Consider the following 15,860-nt stretch of genomic DNA (forward strand, 5'->3'; position numbering starts at 1 on the left):
TAGACCTCTCCACTCGTCATCCTCGGGCTTGACCCGAGGATCCATTCGTCACGGCATGTTTCCTCAAATCCTATTCGATTTAAGGAAACATGCGGACTTCAAAGCTGTAGGCGATTGAAGGTCACGATCGTCCGGGGTTGAAGCCGGTTCTGGATGCTCGGGTCAAGCCCGAGCATGACGGAGAGTGTGGAGCCGTCGCGACATTCTCAGATCTTCGCACAAACGAAAACGGCGCCCCTTGCGGAGCGCCGTTTCCAAATGGATGTCCGACTGGACGATCCGGCTTAGGCAGCCTGGATGTTGACGGCCTTCGGGCCCTTGCCCATGCGATCCGGCTCGGTGTCGAAGGTGACCTGCTGGCCATCCTTGAGCGTTGCGAGGCCAGCGGCCTGAACGGCGGAGATGTGTACGAACACGTCCTTCGCGCCGCCATCCGGCGTGATGAAGCCGAAGCCCTTGTCCTGGTTGAAGAATTTTACGGTGCCCTTGGTGGCCATGGAAGAAGTCCTTTTCCTTCAGTCAATTTGCGTTGCCCGCGCCCCCTGGGGGATGTGGGCATCTCGTCTTCCGCTTGCAAGCGGAAAGGCGTCGAGTGGTCACGATATCGGGGAAAAGACGTCTACGGTGCCGCTGCCGGCAGTCCCGGCACGAGGCCAGGCGCAGTTGCAAGTCCAGTCTCCGGGATAGAAATCGCCCGAACGGCGCAAGGAGTGACAGGATTTGCGAAAAAAGGCAAGGGGCTTGTGCGTAGCGTCAAGGTGCCGGGCATCGGCCATTTCAAGGCTTTGGCTCGCTCGCGCCGCATCAATTGCCGCCGGTGAGAAAAATCGGGGATGGTCCGGTTCTCGACACAATTTCGTCCCGACGGCGACCGAACGTGCGCGCCGCCGACGGGCGCTTGACCATTCGGCCCAAGCCGGTCCGACGGCGGGCTCAGGGTGTGGGGCCGAGCTCTGCACGTCTCGGGGATAGGGCCTGCGGACATCCGGGGATAAAGCTTGCGCATCCCCAGGATAACGCGCAGGTTTTACCGAAGGTTGGTTCCGTCCTGGTGGCCGATGGCTTAGGCGTGCTGACGCCGGGGCTGCGCCCCGCAAGGAGAATGCGCCGGCCGGGTTTTCCGGGCGGTGGAAGTGACATACGGAGAGGGACAGCGTGATCGACCCTTACGAACTGCTTGGACTGGAACGCGGCGCTGACGATCAGGCGATCCGCAGCGCCTATCGCAAGGCGGCGAAATCGGCGCATCCGGATTCTGGCGGCGATCCCGAACAGTTTTCGCGGCTTCAGGCCGCCTATGAGCTCTTGAAGGACCCGGTGCGCCGCAAGGTCTATGACGACACCGGCTATGATCCGCAGCTCGCGGAACCGCGTGACCTCAAGGGTCTGATGATGCTGGAGGCGCTGGTCAACGATTTCATTCTCGACGAGCGCGAGCCGGGCAGCTTCGATCCGGTCGCCGCCATGCGCCGCAAGCTTTCGGACGACATCGTCAAGAGCCGCTTCCATATCCTCGAGCTCGAGCGCCATCGCGCCCGCGTGCGCAAGCATCTCGACCGGCTCGGCCGCCGGCCGGAGACCGATGTGCTCGGCTCGATGCTGCGCGCTCGCTCGCGCTCGATCGCGGAGGCGATCAAGGCCGCCGACGAGCAGATCAAGACCATCGAGCAGGCCTACGAAATGCTGGAAGGTTACAGCTACGAGCTGGAGGCGTTGGAGGTGAAGGCGCATGCGGCCGAGTAGGGCGCGCGCCTTCCCTGTAGCCTCCCTTCTTTGCAGGCTTTGCGGCTGATGGTGGAGGTCGCGCCGTGGACCCCCGAGCGCGTTCGTTTCCTCCGTCTGCATATGCCGCCTTCTTTCGGCCACGGCGCCGCTGTGCAGCCGGCCCGGTCGGTGTCATAGTCTGCTTGCCGGTCTGGCAGAGATGGCCGGTCAACCTGAGATGGCCGGTCCGCCGGACAATGGCCGGTCGCTACCGGGACGGGAGAGTGGCATGAGCCGTCGCACACACATGCGCACAGCCTTTCTTCTTCTGGCGATCGTGCTTTCAGCCTATCTCGCGGTCAGCTACTTCCTGGTGCCGGAGCTCTGGATCTTCCACGATGACCGGCGAAAGGTCCCGCTCAATGCGATGGTGACATCGACCGAGCAGGGCATTGCCGGCGATCCGATCAATGTCGGGCTGGTCGGCAGCAAGGAGCAGGTGATCCGCGCCTTTGCCGCGGCCGGATGGGACGCTGCGGACCGGGTGACGCTGCGCTCGTCGGTCGACATCGGCCTCAGCGTCGTGCTCGACCGTCCGGATCTCGATGCACCGGTCAGCCCGCTCTATTACGACGGGCGCACCCAGGATCTCGCCTTCGAGAAGCCCGTCGGCCGAAGTGCCGACCAGCGCAACCACGTGCGCTTCTGGCAGACGACGACGCCTGCCGAAGGCGACGGCCCACTCTGGCTCGGTTCGGCGAGCTTCGACCGCGGCGTGGGCTTGAGCCATGACACCGGCCAGATCACCCACCATATCGGGCCGGATCTCGATGCCGAACGCGACCTGGTGATCGGCGACCTGGAGAAGGCGGGGCGGGTGACATCGACCTACGACATGCCCGGGATCGGAGCGACCAAGACCGGCCGCAATGGCGGCGGCGATCCCTATTTCACCGATGGCAAGGTGCTTGTGGGCGTGCTGAAGTCGGAAGGTGTACAAGGCGGCGTTGCGACGTCCAAATGAAACACAATGGTTCTGATGGCGGGGCTTCGAGTGCAGCGACCGCGGCAACGGCGCCCGAGGCGGTGGTCAAAAGCGGTGTTGTCATGCCGAAGACTTCCGCGCCTTCGATCCGCCGCAGGAGATCGACGCCGCCGACGATGTTGCCCCACTGGTCGCCGCCGCCGAGCTGCAGCCGGCAGCCGGTGCGGCGGAACAGTTCGAGGAAATCGACAGCCTGCAGGATCATGTAGTTGAACTCGAGGAAGCTCAGGTTCTCCTGCTGCTCCAGCCGCGACTTCACGCTGTCGAAGGAGAGCATCCGGCTGACGGAAAAGTGTTTGCCGACGTCCCGGAGCCTGTCGATCCAGGCCATCTTGTCCAGCCAGTCGGCATTGTTGACCATGACCGCATCGCTCGGCCCGGCGCCGAAGGTCAGCAGCCGCTCGAAACCTTGCGGATGCCGGCGACATTGGCCGCGATTTCCGCCTCGGACAGCATCGGTCGCGCCGCCGAACGAAAGCTCGGATCGCCGATGCGGGTGGTGCCGCCGCCGATCAGCACGATCGGCTTGTGGCCTGCCTGCTGCATCCGCCGCGGCGCCATGATCGGCATGAGATGCCCGACGTGCAGACTGTCCGCCGTCGCGTCGAAGCCGGCATAAACCGGAACGATCCCGGCCGCAAGGGCACCGTCGACGCCCTGAAGGTCGGTCACCTGGTTGACATAACCGCGCTCGACCAACGCCCGGGTGATCGCGGAGCGCGGCTCGAAGGCATCGGTGGGATTGTCGGAAGTTGTCATCGGTACGCTCCATGGCTTTGCCGCCAGGGAGCACTGAACAAAACAAAGCCGCCTGACGGCGGCTTGTTTCAAGGCATGATCGAAACGCGCCGCTCCCTATGGAGACGTCGCATAATAGATGGCAGCGATGAGCGCGGTGTTGATCATCGTGTGGTTGTAGCGGGGAATGGGGGAGGCGGCAAGGGGCTGGAGGGAGAAGGTATTTGCTATTGGCATATCATAGGCCTGTATAGATTAGGCCTAGCTGCGCATGTGCCAAGGTATGTTTAGAGCCGTTGCAAACTCAGCTCGCATATCTTTAGCGATCAAACCATAGGGGACCGATACGTGCGGAGTTCCAATAGAATATGGGCCAACTTGATAGGATGAGAAATATATATCTAATGCATCTTCATTGAATACAAATGCCCGAAAGTCATTCCAGTTTTCTGTTCCTGGAAATACGCTATCCTCCGATAATTCTAAATCGGAGTTGGATAGAAGCTGTTTGCGCGCCTCTTTCTGAATTGCAAGAAACGCGTCACTTGGGTCAGAAAATACGGACTCAAGAGAGGTGATATGGATCAGCGGATCTAGGAGAAAAGCGAATGTTCGGTGGCTGTGCACTGGATGCGCGGCCCCTGCGCCGTATCCACTAACAGCATAGTTTAGCGTCAAGATTCTCCCAGAGAATATAGGATCTCCGCAGTGTGCATCGAAGGTATTCGTACGTTGCCAGCTGTCTTGGGCATAGTTGTACATCGTGCTGTCTTGTTCTAGTTTTGCTCCTCTAGATGCGAGAAGAGCTCCGAGTAGGTCACCGCGAACAAGTTGCGAAACTTGCCCCACATTTTTGTATGTGTCCGATGAAAAATCCAAAACTTGGATCTCGACGGCGTACCCAGGGATACCATCCCATTCTTCTTTCAAGATGGTGGGTTGCCAGTAAACGTCTAGGTTTTTCTGTATCTTCTTGCGCTCCCCGCCGAGTCTTTCCATTTGATGCGTGACTGCATCTGCGAGGTCTTGTCTAAAAGTAGGATGCTCGGCGTACAGGCAATGAATATTCTTGAGTTGTTCTGGGATCGGAATGTTGTCTCTGAGAATTACTGGAATAATAAATATATCGTCTATCAGTTTTTCCTGAATTTTATCTAGGGAAATTTTAAGTTCTCTCTGAATGTATCCTCTGCGGTCTTGAGAATTTTCTGACCATAATAGGATAACAATATTAGATTTATCGAGTGCGCGCTTAATCTCGAAATCCCAATTCTGGCCGCCTTTGATTTTTTTGCAATCAATCCATGGACTAAAGCCTTGCTGCTCGAGCCAGGCGTACAATTCCGTCGCTGTTTCACGATCTGGTCGCGCATAACTAATGAAGATTTGAAAGGTGTCTTCCAAGGGGTACGTCCTTCAAGTTTAGTGGCGATTAGCCCAGTCGCGTTTGGGTTTGAGGCGCTGCGCGCGCGGGTTCTGAGTGGAGCTTTTTAGCGCGACTTTCCCTGCGCTGGGTAGGGTGTTTGATAGTAGCATCACCGCCCCGGCCGCCCCGTCTTGCCCTTCGTTCGGCCCTTCTGCCGCTTCTGGTCCGCCGGATCCTCATAGGACCCGACACCCGGCTTCGCCCGGGTGAGGATCGGCTTTTCCGGGACGTGGCCGATCACCGGCTTTTCGGTCCGGCCGACGGTCATTTCGTCCAGGGTGTTCCGGCGGAACAGCGATTTGTCCGCGCCGGCGGGGGTGGCGACGTCGCGGCCCATTTCGTCGAGGTCGGGCTTTCGGAACAGTGGGGTTTCCGTGTCGGTGCCCGGGCCCATGTCGTCGAGCGACGGCTTCTGGAACAAGGACTTCTCGTCTGTGGGCTTGGATCCTCGGCTCGGGGCCGAGGATGACGGAGAGGATGGGGACGCCGAGGATGAGGCGGCCTTGCGGCTCTCGAGCGACTTCGCCTCTTCCCGTGCCATCGGGTCGTCCATCGCCGCGAGTTCGGCGGCCTTGAGGCGTTTGATCTCGTCGCGCAGGCGCGCGGCCTTTTCGAAGTCGAGGTCGGCGGCGGCGTCGCGCATCTGTTTTTCGAGCGCGTTGAGGTGGGCCTGCAGGTTGTTGCCGACGAGGTGGCCGCCGTCGGCAAAGCCCTTGCCGGCGACGCCGGAGATGTCGGCGCGCACGTGGTCCTTCTCGTAGACCGAGTCGAGAATGTCGGAGATCTTCGCCTTCACCGATTCCGGCGTGATGCCGTTGGCCTCGTTATAGGCCATCTGCTTTTCGCGGCGGCGGCTGGTTTCGTCCATGGCGCGCTGCATCGAGCCGGTGATCTGGTCGGCATAGAGGATGACCTTGCCGTCGACGTTACGCGCCGCGCGGCCGATGGTCTGGACCAGCGAGGTCTCGGAGCGGAGAAAACCTTCCTTGTCGGCGTCGAGAATGGCGACGAAGCCGCATTCGGGAATGTCGAGACCTTCACGCAGAAGGTTGATGCCGACGAGCACGTCGAAGGCACCGAGGCGCAGGTCGCGGATGATCTCGATGCGCTCCAGCGTGTCGATGTCGGAGTGCATGTAGCGGACGCGAATGCCCTGTTCGTGCAGGTATTCGGTCAGGTCCTCGGCCATGCGCTTGGTGAGCACGGTGACGAGCGTGCGGTAGCCGGCCTCGGCCGTCTCGCGGATTTCGCCCAAGACGTCGTCGACCTGGGTCTTCGCCGAGCGCACTTCCACCGGCGGGTCGATCAGGCCGGTCGGGCGGATGACCTGTTCGGCAAAGACGCCGCCGGACTGTTCCAGTTCCCAGGAACCGGGCGTCGCCGAAACGGCGATCGTGTCCGGGCGCATCGCGTCCCACTCCTCGAAGCGCAGCGGGCGGTTGTCCATGCAGGAGGGCAGGCGGAAGCCGTATTCGGCGAGCGTCGCCTTGCGGCGGAAGTCGCCGCGATACATGCCGCCGATCTGGCTGACGGAGACGTGGCTCTCGTCGATGAACAGCAGGGCGTTGTCGGGGATATATTCGAACAGCGTCGGTGGCGGCTCGCCGGGATTGCGGCCGGTGAGGTAGCGCGAATAGTTCTCGATGCCGGCGCAGGAGCCGGTCGCCTCCAGCATCTCGATGTCGTAGCGGGTGCGCTGCTCCAGCCGCTGGGCTTCGAGCAGGCGGCCGCCCTTTTCCAGTTCGGCGAGGCGGTGGGTCAGTTCTTCCTTGATCGCCTTGATGGCGCCGTTCAGCGTCGGGCGCGGGGTGACATAGTGCGAGTTGGCGTAGATCTTGACCGACTTCAGGTCGCCGGTCTTCTGGCCGGTGAGCGGGTCGAACTCGGTGATGGCGTCGATCTCGTCGCCGAACATGGAGATACGCCAGGCGGCATCCTCCAGGTGGGCCGGGAAGATTTCGATGGTGTCGCCCCGCACCCGGAACGAACCCCGCTGGAAATCCATGTCACGGCGCTTGTACTGCTGCGCGACGAGGTCGGCGAGAAGCTGGCGCTGGTCGAGCCGATCGCCGACGCTCATCTGGAAGGTCATGGCGGTATAGGTCTCGACCGAGCCGATACCGTAGATGCAGGAAACCGAGGCGACGATGATGCAGTCGTCGCGCTCGAGCAGCGAGCGGGTGGCCGAGTGGCGCATGCGGTCGATCTGCTCGTTGATCGAGCTTTCCTTCTCGATGAAGGTATCCGAGCGCGGCACATAGGCTTCCGGCTGGTAATAGTCGTAGTAGGAGACGAAGTACTCGACCGCGTTGTCCGGGAAGAAGTTCTTGAACTCGGAATAGAGCTGGGCCGCGAGCGTCTTGTTGGGCGCCAGGATCACGGCGGGGCGTTGCGTCGCCTCGATCACCTTGGCCATCGTGAAAGTCTTGCCCGAACCGGTGACGCCGAGCAGCACCTGGCTGCGTTCGCCGGAGTTCAGGCCCTCGACCAGATCGGCGATCGCCGTCGGCTGGTCGCCGGCCGGCTGGTACTCCGACGCCATGCGGATCTCGACGCCGCCTTCGGATTTCGGCGGCCGGGCGGGTCGGTGCGGCGTCCAGAGCTTGCCGTCCTTGAACAGCGGATTGCCGCTTTCGATCAGCGCTGACAGTGCTTCCACCGTGGCGGTGACGCCCGATTTGGAGGTCAGCTTGTCGGCGTCTTCCAGCGACACGTCGAGGCCCGCAACCGGATTGAGACCGGCGGCGGCGCGGGTCTTCGGGTCGGTCGAACCGCCCATGGAGGTACCGCGCGAGGTTCTTGCGCTCACGCTGTCGGCGCTCGGCGCCTTCGCTCCGCGGGGGCCTCGCGTCAGCTCGGACGCCCGTTCGGGCTTGCGGCCTTCGGCCGATTTGTCAGCGCCACGCGCCGCCTTGGAGGCGGCGATCTCCACCGTCTTGCGGTGCTTGCCGGCCTTGGAGGCGATCTGGCGCTGGGTTTCGAAGGCGGAGGCCTCGGCTTCCGCCTCGAGTTGCTTCACCCAGTCGGAGACATTGCCACCGAGCGGCGTGCCTGAGAGCGGCGCCTGCGGCGCTTCTTCGAAACCGGTTGGAGAGGATTTCTGGGGAGCAGTCTTCGGGGCTTTGGTCATGGCGGGGAATATGGAGAGAGTCCGGCGGAAAGGAAAGGGGCGGAGGAGTACAAAAAGGCAACATTTACAGGGCCGGATGGTTGTGGTTTTTCGAGGGATGCGTAAGAGTTGCACGATCTGACAGGACCCAATGATGACGATCAGACGCCCGACGATATTTGAACTGGTCGCGCAGCTTGTGATCGTAGCGCTCGTGGTTCTGCTGGCCATCGATGTTCTCGATGCTTATCGGGGTTACGCCTGCAGTGAGCCCGGCTCCCGGAGCGACTGTTATCCCTGGGGCAGCGAGGGGCCGGTGGCGGGCCTCTGGAGATACGAGAGCAAGGCCGCCTATATCGGGTCAGGACTGGCATCGATGGCCGTGTTGACCCTGTCCGGTCTTGCGCCGCTCAAGGTCAGGCGCGCCTGGGTCGGCTTGTCGTTCATGGCCGTGGGGTTTCTTGCCGGCGTTTACATCGCATCCTTTGCGTGAAGGTCGGCCGAGGTTCGCAGACATGATGTCGGACGGCGCACCGTGAGCTCGGCTGAATGGCTGGCTTGAACGGGCGGTACGGCTGCGGTTTTCTGAATGGTGCTCCGGGGTTGCCATGGGGGAGTTGAATGAGGGGCAAGGATGGGAGCTCGGCGATGACGCAGACGGGGCCGCCAGAGGGTGAAATGTCGAAGGTTCTGCCAAACGCGGAGGCGCTCGCGAAAGTCAGGGCGGTGATCACCGAACACAACGCGGTGCGCAGGAGCGTCATCGGCCAGTTGTGATGGCGGCGGCTCTGGATCGGCGGTGGATCGGTGGCCGGCGTCCTGCTCTGTGCCTATGCGGTGAGTTGCTTTTCCGTGCCCGCCGGCGGGCATTTGATGCTGCTGCCTGTGGCGGGCATGGTCTGGGCTTGGTCCAAGGTCGACAAGACGGTCTGGCATAGACTTGAACGCACACAGGATGTCCTGCTGCCGGCGATCTTCGGTTTCGTTTTCTATCGTACTGCGCAGCATTGAACTTCGACGATCGGCTCGGCCTGTTGGGCCTGGCCATCTTCCGGCTGGCCTTCACGTCGTTGCGTGCCGATCGGTCAACCAAGCGCGCAGCAAAGCGTGCGAAACCGCCTGTTGCCCATGGTCATCAGCTTTGTGGAAGACCTCAACTGTGGCACTCACGGCCTAACCCTTACGATTGTAGGGGTGGCGTGGGCTTACCCGATTGGGCGACAAGACAAAATTCCTCGCTGCGTGTTAACTATTGCGCTTTGGAGGGTACCATGTCCTGCTTGCGTGGTGCCGCACTCATCGCGCTTTGTGCCGTGTTTTACAGCCCTATTCCGGTCCTTGCAGCCGAGCCTGTCGGCCAGGCGGTGCAGATCCGGACGGCGGTCAGCGGCGCTCGTGGCCCGATCGCGGTCAAGGACCCGGTCTACATGGACGAACGGATCTCGACATCGAAATCCGGGCTCGGCCAGTTCGTCTTCCAGGATGGCACCAAGCTGGCCGTTGGCTGGGGTTCGTCGGTGGTCATCGATCGGTTCGTCTATGACAACCGGAAGTCGGTGAAAAAACTGACTATCATGGCCGCCAAAGGCACGTTCCGCTGGATCAGCGGCAAATCCGGCAGTTCCGCCTACCAGATCGTCACCCCGGCCGGAACGATCGGCGTGCGCGGCACCGCCTTCGACTTCTATGTCGGGCGTGACGGCACCACCGCGGTCGTTCTCCTGAGCGGTGCCGCCAGGTTCTGCGGCGCCGGCGGCTGCCGGGAACTGACACAACGGTGCGACTGCGTCGTCGCTAGGCCGGGCGGGGGCATCAGCGACCCCTCGCGCGTCAGCCGCAATACCCTGAGATCCCTCGGCAATGCACAGGCTCTGCCTTTCCTCTCCGGTGGGCAACGACTGTCCGGAGCGCTGGGCTGGGCGGGGGGAGGTTGCAGCATCGCGGCAGCGATCCAAGAAGACATCGAGCGCCTGCCGAAGAAGGTGCAACCGCCCCCCGTCATCGAACAGGAAGAGCCGCTTCAGGAAACGCCGCGACGGCCGGCCACGCAGCGCCAGGAGCAGCGGCAGCGGCAGGAACAGACCGGCCAGAGCCAACGGCAGAGCCAGGAACAGCGCCAGCGACAGGAGCAGGGCCAGGGCAGCCAGCGACAGGAACAGGGCCAGCGGCAGGAACAGGAGCAAGGCCAGGGACAGGGGCAGCAGCGCCAGGAACAGGAACAGCAGCAACGGCAGGAACAATCCGGCGGTGGCTCGCAGCGCCAGGAGCAGAGCCAAAGTCAGAGCCAGAGCCAAAACTAAGGCGTGACCTCAATTCGAACGGTGACGTGGCGCTGTCACGCGCCGACCGCGCGGTGGAAGCTGGCGCTGTCGTCAAGTTGGGTGCGTGCGGTCACGGCTCGTCCCGGAAATCATCAGGCAAAATCCAGAAATCGGTGATGGCGTCGCCCGTCCGGCTCAGGTGTGGCCGTGCCTCAAGCATCGCATGTTGCGGCGGCCGGCCGTGTCATTCCGCGGGTCGCCTGGTGCTTTCGATCGGCGCTTCGGCAAAATGCTCCGACCGGCGCGAGATGCGTGCATAGAAGCCGACCAGTCCCGGTGTCAGCGCTGCGGCCTTCAGCTTGGCCGCATTGATGGTGCTGCGGCTCGACGTGGCTCGCGTCCGCAGAACCTCCACGAGCCTTTCGTGCAGGCCATGCAATTCGCGGAAGGTCGGTTGGGCGGCGAAAGTTTCATCGCCGGCAAGCGCAAAGAGCCGCGTTCGTGTGGTCTTGCCCTTGAGGCTGAGGCTGCCTGCATCCAGCAGCGCGCAGTCCGGCAACGCCTGCGCCGTCGCTTCCGAGATGAGCACGTCGAAGTTGATGTCCTTGCAGGCGGCCTCGATGCGAGCGGCGATGTTGACGGTGTCGCCGACCGCCGAGTAGTTGAACCGGGTTTCAGCACCCATGTTGCCGACGCAGGCAAGCCCCGTATGGATGCCGATGCCGATCCGCACTTCCTGTTCAAGGCCAAAGCCGAAGGCATCATCGGCATTGAGCCGGACCATGGTTTCGCGCATGCCGAGTGCGGCGCGCATGGCCTTGCGTGGATGGTCGGCCACGTCAACCGGCGCGTTCCAGAAGGCCATGATGGAGTCGCCGATGAACTTGTCGAGCGTGCCTTCGTTGGCAAGCACGTGCCGGCTCAGCGCGTCGAGCAGCGTGTTGAGAAAGGCGACGACCTCGGTCGGCGTCATGCGCTCGCTCATTTCGGTGAAATTGCGCACATCGACGAACATGACCGTCAGTTCACGGTCGTCGCCGCCAAGGCTCAGCGCATTGCGCGTGTGCTCGATGCGGTAGAGCAGGGACGGTGAAAGATAACGCCCGAAGGCCTGGCGTACTTCGCGCCGCTCGCGATCGGTGACGAGGAAGCGATAGGCAGTGGCGGCGAAATGGGTGATCGACGCCGCCATGATCGGCGCCAGCGGATCGAACAGCAGGCCGCCGTAGAAGAAGGCAAGCCAGGAGGCGACGAGCGCCAGGGCGGTGACCGCCAGGCCGCAGACGAGCGCCACGACCGGGCTGACGAAGGTCGTCAAAAGCACCAGCAGGCTGCCGGCCAGCGCGATCGACAGGATTTCCAGGCCATCGGCCCAGTCCGGGCGCGAGAGGTACCGTCCCGAAAGGATCTGTTCGACGATCTGCGCATGGATCGAGACGCCCGGCACGTTCTGGCCGAGCGCCGTGGTGCGCACATCCTGCAGCCCGGCCGCCGAGGTGCCGATGAAGACGATGCTGCCTTCGATGCCGGAGCGCACATCCGGCGACGGCTCGCCGTCGGCAAGGATCCGCCGGGCGGAGACGTAGCGCTCGGTGGTATCCGGCGTGACATAGAGCCAGAGCTCGCCGGTCGCCGTCAGCGGCACGACGAAATCGCCGATCTTGACGGCAGTCAGGGTGTTGGCGACCTGCGGTGCAGCGGCGAGCACGTAGGTCGACGCGCCTTGCGCCACGCGCAGCGCTTCCAAGGCCAGGCTCGGGTAGAACTGCTGCCCGTCGCTCAGGAACAGGGGGGCGGCCCGCACGACGGCCGAAGACGAGCCGGGATTGAGGCTGATATGGCCAAGACCGGCGGCATTGGCCTCGAGCTGGGGTCGCAAGGGCGTCGCCGCCCGAAGCCTCGGCGGCGCCTCGGCGGCGCTTTCGCCTGTCAGCGCGAAGCCTGCCTTGACCGGCGGCAGATAGCTGCCCTCGTTGGTCAGGCCGAAACCGAGCACCACGGGCTTGTCGAGCATGGCGCCGGCAAAGATCTCGTCATTGTCCGGCAGGGCGGCGATGAAGGACGGATCGACGCCGCCGACGTCGCGCACGACACGGCGGGGCGACAGCCGGTCGGGTTCGGCGAAGAGCACATCGAAGGCGATCGCCGCCGCGCCCATTTCGCTCAGCCGGTCGGTCAGTTTCGCCAGCCGGTCGCGCGGCCACGGCCATTGGCCGAGTTCGCGCAAGGATGCCTCGTCGATATCGACGACCCGCACCGGCATCGGCTCGAAGCTGCGTGGCGCGATCCGCTGGTATTCGTCGAAGGTGACGTCGCGTGCCTGCCTGAGCAGCTGCGGATCATTGGCGCGCAGAAAGGTGAAGAATGCCACCACCGCCAGGCCGATGAGTACGCCGAACAGTTGGGCTCGTGTCATGGTGGCCTACGGGACGATGGGCAGGCCCGCCTTGACGAGCCCGTCATTGAAATGTGCCTGGTCCTTCGGATCGACATAGGCGGTGAGGATGCGCCAGTAGCGCGGCACGTCGGTGGGGGCATTGGCCACCGCCTCGTCCACGACCTTGCGGGCTTCGTCGGTGCGGCCGAGCTGGCCAAGGCAGGCAAGCAGCATGACCAGGTTGAAGTAGGTCCGGCGCAACAGCAGCGCGCGCTCGGTGTGACGCAGCGCCTCCTCGTAATTGCCGAGGTGGTAATGGGCGAGCGCGATGCGGTTGAGGAACAGGTAGGTCAAGGGATCGTGCGGGCTGAGCCGCAGCGCCGTGTGCAGCGGATCCAGCGCCTCGGCAAAACGACCGATGAAGATCCGGGCCCAGCCGAGCACCATATGGGCGAGGGCAAAGTTGGGGTTGAGATCGACAGCGCGTTGCGCCTCAGAGACCGCCGCGTGCGGTCGCTGGGCGGCAAAATTGGCGAGGCACATGACATAATGACAGTAGGGGTCGTGATCCTCGATGACCACCCCCCGCGCGGCCTCGGCCTGCAACTCGGTGCTGTCGCGGTCGATATCGTCGCTGAAGCCGAAGAAGCAGCGGGCGTAGAGCGAGCGGGCCAACATCATATGGGCGCGACCGAAGCCCGGGTCGAGGGCGATCGCGCGGCGCTGCCACTCGATCGCTTCGGCAAAATGGGCCGCCGAGTCCTGCGCATTGTGCAGGAGCGTACCGCGCATGTGGCATTCATAGGCGTCGAGGTTGTTGGTGCCGCGCAACAGCGCGCGCCGGTTCTCGCCGATGAGGATCTCCGGCTCGATCGCGGCGACCACGTGCTGGGCGAGTTCGTCCTGGATGGCGAAGATGTCGGCGAGTTCCCGGTCATAGCGCTGTGCCCAGAGATGAATGCCGGTTTCCGCCTCGATCAGCTGCCCGGTCACGCGCACGCGCGAGCCGGACCTGCGCACGCTGCCCTCGACGATGTAGCGCACGCCGAGATCCCGGCCGACCTGCTTGACGTCGACGGCACGGCCCTTGTAGACGAACGAGGAATTGCGGGCGATGACGAAGAACCAGCGGTAGAGCGACAGCGCAGTGATGATGTCCTCGGTCAGCCCGTCGGCGAAGAAATCCTGCTCGGGATCACCGGACATGTTGACGAAGGGCAGGACGGCAATCGACGGCTTGTCCGGCAAGGCAAGCGGCGTGCCGGGAAGTTCCTGCTCCATCGGGTCCTCGCGCCAGTCGACGCGGTGGACGGGGACAGGGCGGGGCAGGTTCTTCAGCGTGCGCTCGCCGAGCCGTTGCGTTGGAAACTCGAGCTTACCCTCGATCTGGTCGTGCAGGGCGCCGGAGATGCAGATGTCTGTCGGTTGCGCGGCCTGTTGCAGGCGCGCGGCCACGTTCACGCCGTCGCCAAGCAGGTTGCTGCCATCGATGACGACGTCGCCGAGATTGAGGCCTATGCGGAACTCCATCCGCCGCTCGGGCGCGAGATCCGCGTTTCTTCGCTTCAGCATGCGTTGGATGGCGACAGCGGCGCGAACGGCCTGCACCGCGCTCTGGAATTCGGCGACCAGGCTGTCTCCCGCCGCGCCGAAGATGCGGCCGCCATGTTCGGCAATAAGCGCGGCGATTGTCGCGCAATAGGTGCCAAGGGTTGCAAGCGTGCCTTCCTCGTCAGCCGCGACAAGGCGACTGTAGCCAGCGACATCGGCAGCAAGGATCACGGCGAGCTTCCGTTCCAAGAAGGCGAGCCCCTCCCGCGGCAACTGGTCAGAAGGAATTTGAGCGTAACTTAAATTAGAAATGTGGAGAAGCTTAATTTGCCCGGTCGCCCGACCCGATGATCAGAATTTCCTGCGGCGGGCCCAGCTTCGGCTGCTGGCTGTCGCGAGCGTCGCTGTCGATGCGGGGTGCGCGCCTCCGGTCCGCTGTTGGCTGCAGGCAGTGGCATGCGCCAAGCGCCGCCGGCGGACGCGGTCCAAGGGGTGCGGGCTCGCCCCATGCGACATTGTGGCGGGTGAGGCGGCTTCTCGCGCCTCGTCGCCGAGGCTGATCATTAGTCGGCTAATGAGAACGCTTGGCTCGACGCGGCCGGTATTGTCGTTAGGATCCGGCCATCATGCCACTGATTCGACCCACACGCGAAGACGACATCGCTTTTCTGCCCGACATCGAGCGCTCCTCCGGTAAGGTGTTCCGACAAGTCGCCGAACTTGCCTGGATCGCCGACGACGAGGTGCAATCCGCCGAGGCGCATCGCCAGTTTCTGCACACGGGGCTGTCTGCCGTGGTGGTCGATGCGTCCAACCGACCGACAGGCTTCCTTTGTGCAGCGATTGCCGACGACACCTTGCACGTCTGGCAGCTTGCCGTGCTTGCCGCATGCCAGGGGCAAGGGCTTGGGCGCAGCCTGATGCTGGCCGCAATCGCGCATGCGCGCGCGGAGGCGCTTGCTGCGGTGACGCTGACGACGTTCCGCGATCTCAAGTGGAACGAAGGCTTCTACCACAAGCTCGGCTTCGTGACGCTTTCTGCCGGCGACCACGATGAACGACTTGCCCGCATCCTTGCCAACGAAACCGCGCACGGCCTGCCGCCGGAGCGGCGATGCGCCATGCGTCTGGCGCTCTGCTAAGGGCGCGCGTCATCGCTCCGCCTGTTGCGGCAAGCGTCGTACCGGAGCCTCTCGCAGCGGGTTAGCGCCGGACGCCGACAACCTGGCCGCGTGCGAACTGCGAAACCTTGACGCCGCCGGATTGGTTGCCGCCAATCAACTGGGCCGTCGATTTCGACAGCGCAGACAGGACGCCGACATGATAGCCGCGGCCGGTGCGAACGATGACGACATCGCCAGCCCGCGCATAGGCAAGTTTCACAGGAGCGCCGAAGCGCAGCCATGAGCGGGCGAAGCTGAAGCTTTGCGGCGGTTTTCGGCCGGATTTGCGGGCGATCAGGCCCATGAAATGGCCGCACCAGGGGGTACGAGCCGGATTGATGCCGAGTGCTGCGCGGAGGGTCTTGTTGTTCTTGACCTCGTGCAGACCTCTGTATTGCTGTGCCTGGGCGAGCATGCCCGCGTTGGCCAGGTCAGGCGTTAGGAGCGCGACATAGGCAGCCGCAAGAAATGCCAGGACCTTCATGG

At 63.2% G+C, this 15,860-nt stretch carries 15 protein-coding genes; 7 read left to right on the top strand and 8 right to left on the bottom strand.

The window, feature by feature from the left end; all coding sequences use genetic code 11:
- Positions 1-284 precede the first annotated feature (284 nt).
- Complete coding sequence (locus MKZ91_RS02500) at positions 285-497, bottom strand: cold-shock protein (RefSeq protein ID WP_065774817.1); 213 nt, start codon at positions 495-497, stop codon at positions 285-287.
- A gap of 658 nt (positions 498-1,155) precedes the next feature.
- On the opposite strand from MKZ91_RS02500, the gene MKZ91_RS02505 reads away from it, so the two are divergent.
- Entirely contained in the window at positions 1,156-1,743 is a 588-nt protein-coding gene (locus MKZ91_RS02505) for a J domain-containing protein (RefSeq protein ID WP_336167615.1), read from the top strand.
- Between the two features lie 250 nt (positions 1,744-1,993).
- Positions 1,994-2,728: an LssY C-terminal domain-containing protein gene (locus MKZ91_RS02510; RefSeq protein WP_336167617.1), complete on the top strand. Its 735-nt coding sequence runs from the start codon at positions 1,994-1,996 to the stop codon at positions 2,726-2,728.
- Here the strand turns inward: MKZ91_RS02510 and tyrS are convergent.
- From tyrS to uvrB, 4 genes are all read right to left on the bottom strand, one after another.
- Positions 2,655-3,110 carry a tyrosine--tRNA ligase gene (gene tyrS / locus MKZ91_RS02515; protein WP_336167620.1) on the bottom strand — a complete coding sequence of 152 codons (456 nt, stop codon included), beginning with the start codon at positions 3,108-3,110 and terminating at the stop codon, positions 2,655-2,657. The genes MKZ91_RS02510 and tyrS overlap by 74 nt on opposite strands.
- A 29-nt stretch (positions 3,111-3,139) precedes the next feature.
- Positions 3,140-3,508: a hypothetical protein gene (locus tag MKZ91_RS02520; protein ID WP_336167622.1), complete on the bottom strand. Its 369-nt coding sequence runs from the start codon at positions 3,506-3,508 to the stop codon at positions 3,140-3,142.
- 240 nt (positions 3,509-3,748) lie between these two features.
- Positions 3,749-4,891, bottom strand: a complete 1,143-nt coding sequence (locus MKZ91_RS02525; RefSeq protein ID WP_336167624.1) for a TIR domain-containing protein — start codon at positions 4,889-4,891, stop codon at positions 3,749-3,751.
- Positions 4,892-5,022: 131 nt separating this feature from the next.
- Positions 5,023-8,043 (bottom strand): excinuclease ABC subunit UvrB, encoded by a 3,021-nt coding sequence (gene uvrB / locus MKZ91_RS02530; protein WP_336167626.1) that lies wholly within the window; start codon positions 8,041-8,043, stop codon positions 5,023-5,025.
- Positions 8,044-8,176: 133 nt separating this feature from the next.
- Here uvrB and MKZ91_RS02535 point away from each other — a divergent pair, with 133 nt between their 5' ends.
- From MKZ91_RS02535 to MKZ91_RS02550, 4 genes are all read left to right on the top strand, one after another.
- Positions 8,177-8,515 (top strand): hypothetical protein, encoded by a 339-nt coding sequence (locus tag MKZ91_RS02535; protein ID WP_336167628.1) that lies wholly within the window; start codon positions 8,177-8,179, stop codon positions 8,513-8,515.
- Positions 8,516-8,670: 155 nt separating this feature from the next.
- Positions 8,671-8,799 carry a hypothetical protein gene (locus tag MKZ91_RS02540; protein ID WP_336167630.1) on the top strand — a complete coding sequence of 43 codons (129 nt, stop codon included), beginning with the start codon at positions 8,671-8,673 and terminating at the stop codon, positions 8,797-8,799.
- A 30-nt stretch (positions 8,800-8,829) separates the two neighbouring features.
- Positions 8,830-9,033 carry a hypothetical protein gene (locus MKZ91_RS02545; RefSeq protein ID WP_336167632.1) on the top strand — a complete coding sequence of 68 codons (204 nt, stop codon included), beginning with the start codon at positions 8,830-8,832 and terminating at the stop codon, positions 9,031-9,033.
- A gap of 260 nt (positions 9,034-9,293) precedes the next feature.
- Positions 9,294-10,322, top strand: a complete 1,029-nt coding sequence (locus tag MKZ91_RS02550) for a FecR family protein (protein WP_336167634.1) — start codon at positions 9,294-9,296, stop codon at positions 10,320-10,322.
- Between the two features lie 205 nt (positions 10,323-10,527).
- On the opposite strand, the gene MKZ91_RS02555 is transcribed toward MKZ91_RS02550, so the two are convergent.
- Together MKZ91_RS02555 and MKZ91_RS02560 are read right to left on the bottom strand one after the other, a co-directional pair.
- Positions 10,528-12,699: a CHASE2 domain-containing protein gene (locus MKZ91_RS02555; protein ID WP_336167636.1), complete on the bottom strand. Its 2,172-nt coding sequence runs from the start codon at positions 12,697-12,699 to the stop codon at positions 10,528-10,530.
- Positions 12,700-12,705: 6 nt separating this feature from the next.
- Positions 12,706-14,460, bottom strand: a complete 1,755-nt coding sequence (locus MKZ91_RS02560; RefSeq protein WP_336167638.1) for an adenylate/guanylate cyclase domain-containing protein — start codon at positions 14,458-14,460, stop codon at positions 12,706-12,708.
- Positions 14,461-14,837: 377 nt separating this feature from the next.
- Here MKZ91_RS02560 and MKZ91_RS02565 point away from each other — a divergent pair, with 377 nt between their 5' ends.
- Positions 14,838-15,353, top strand: coding sequence for a GNAT family N-acetyltransferase (locus MKZ91_RS02565; protein ID WP_336167640.1), 516 nt, complete (start codon positions 14,838-14,840; stop codon positions 15,351-15,353).
- 61 nt (positions 15,354-15,414) lie between these two features.
- Here MKZ91_RS02565 and MKZ91_RS02570 read toward each other — a convergent pair whose 3' ends face one another.
- On the bottom strand, positions 15,415-15,858 hold the full coding sequence (locus tag MKZ91_RS02570; RefSeq protein ID WP_336167642.1) for a TIGR02594 family protein: 444 nt from the start codon (positions 15,856-15,858) through the stop codon (positions 15,415-15,417).
- Positions 15,859-15,860: the final 2 nt, after the last annotated feature.

Origin of the sequence: Ensifer sp. MJa1 (genome assembly GCF_037026475.1) — a bacterium.
Taxonomy (GTDB): Bacteria; Pseudomonadota; Alphaproteobacteria; order Rhizobiales; family Rhizobiaceae; genus Ensifer.

Bases quoted from the DNA above. Each gene is read 5' to 3' on its own strand.
- MKZ91_RS02500 (WP_065774817.1), bottom strand. From the start codon at position 497: ATGGCCACCAAGGGCACCGTAAAATTCTTCAACCAGGACAAGGGCTTC.
- MKZ91_RS02510 (WP_336167617.1), top strand. From the start codon at position 1,994: ATGAGCCGTCGCACACACATGCGCACAGCCTTTCTTCTTCTGGCGATC.
- tyrS (WP_336167620.1), bottom strand. From the start codon at position 3,110: ATGGTCAACAATGCCGACTGGCTGGACAAGATGGCCTGGATCGACAGG.
- MKZ91_RS02520 (WP_336167622.1), bottom strand. From the start codon at position 3,508: ATGACAACTTCCGACAATCCCACCGATGCCTTCGAGCCGCGCTCCGCG.
- uvrB (WP_336167626.1), bottom strand. From the start codon at position 8,043: ATGACCAAAGCCCCGAAGACTGCTCCCCAGAAATCCTCTCCAACCGGT.
- MKZ91_RS02535 (WP_336167628.1), top strand. From the start codon at position 8,177: ATGACGATCAGACGCCCGACGATATTTGAACTGGTCGCGCAGCTTGTG.
- MKZ91_RS02540 (WP_336167630.1), top strand. From the start codon at position 8,671: ATGACGCAGACGGGGCCGCCAGAGGGTGAAATGTCGAAGGTTCTGCCA.
- MKZ91_RS02550 (WP_336167634.1), top strand. From the start codon at position 9,294: ATGTCCTGCTTGCGTGGTGCCGCACTCATCGCGCTTTGTGCCGTGTTT.
- MKZ91_RS02555 (WP_336167636.1), bottom strand. From the start codon at position 12,699: ATGACACGAGCCCAACTGTTCGGCGTACTCATCGGCCTGGCGGTGGTG.
- MKZ91_RS02565 (WP_336167640.1), top strand. From the start codon at position 14,838: ATGCCACTGATTCGACCCACACGCGAAGACGACATCGCTTTTCTGCCC.
- MKZ91_RS02570 (WP_336167642.1), bottom strand. From the start codon at position 15,858: ATGAAGGTCCTGGCATTTCTTGCGGCTGCCTATGTCGCGCTCCTAACG.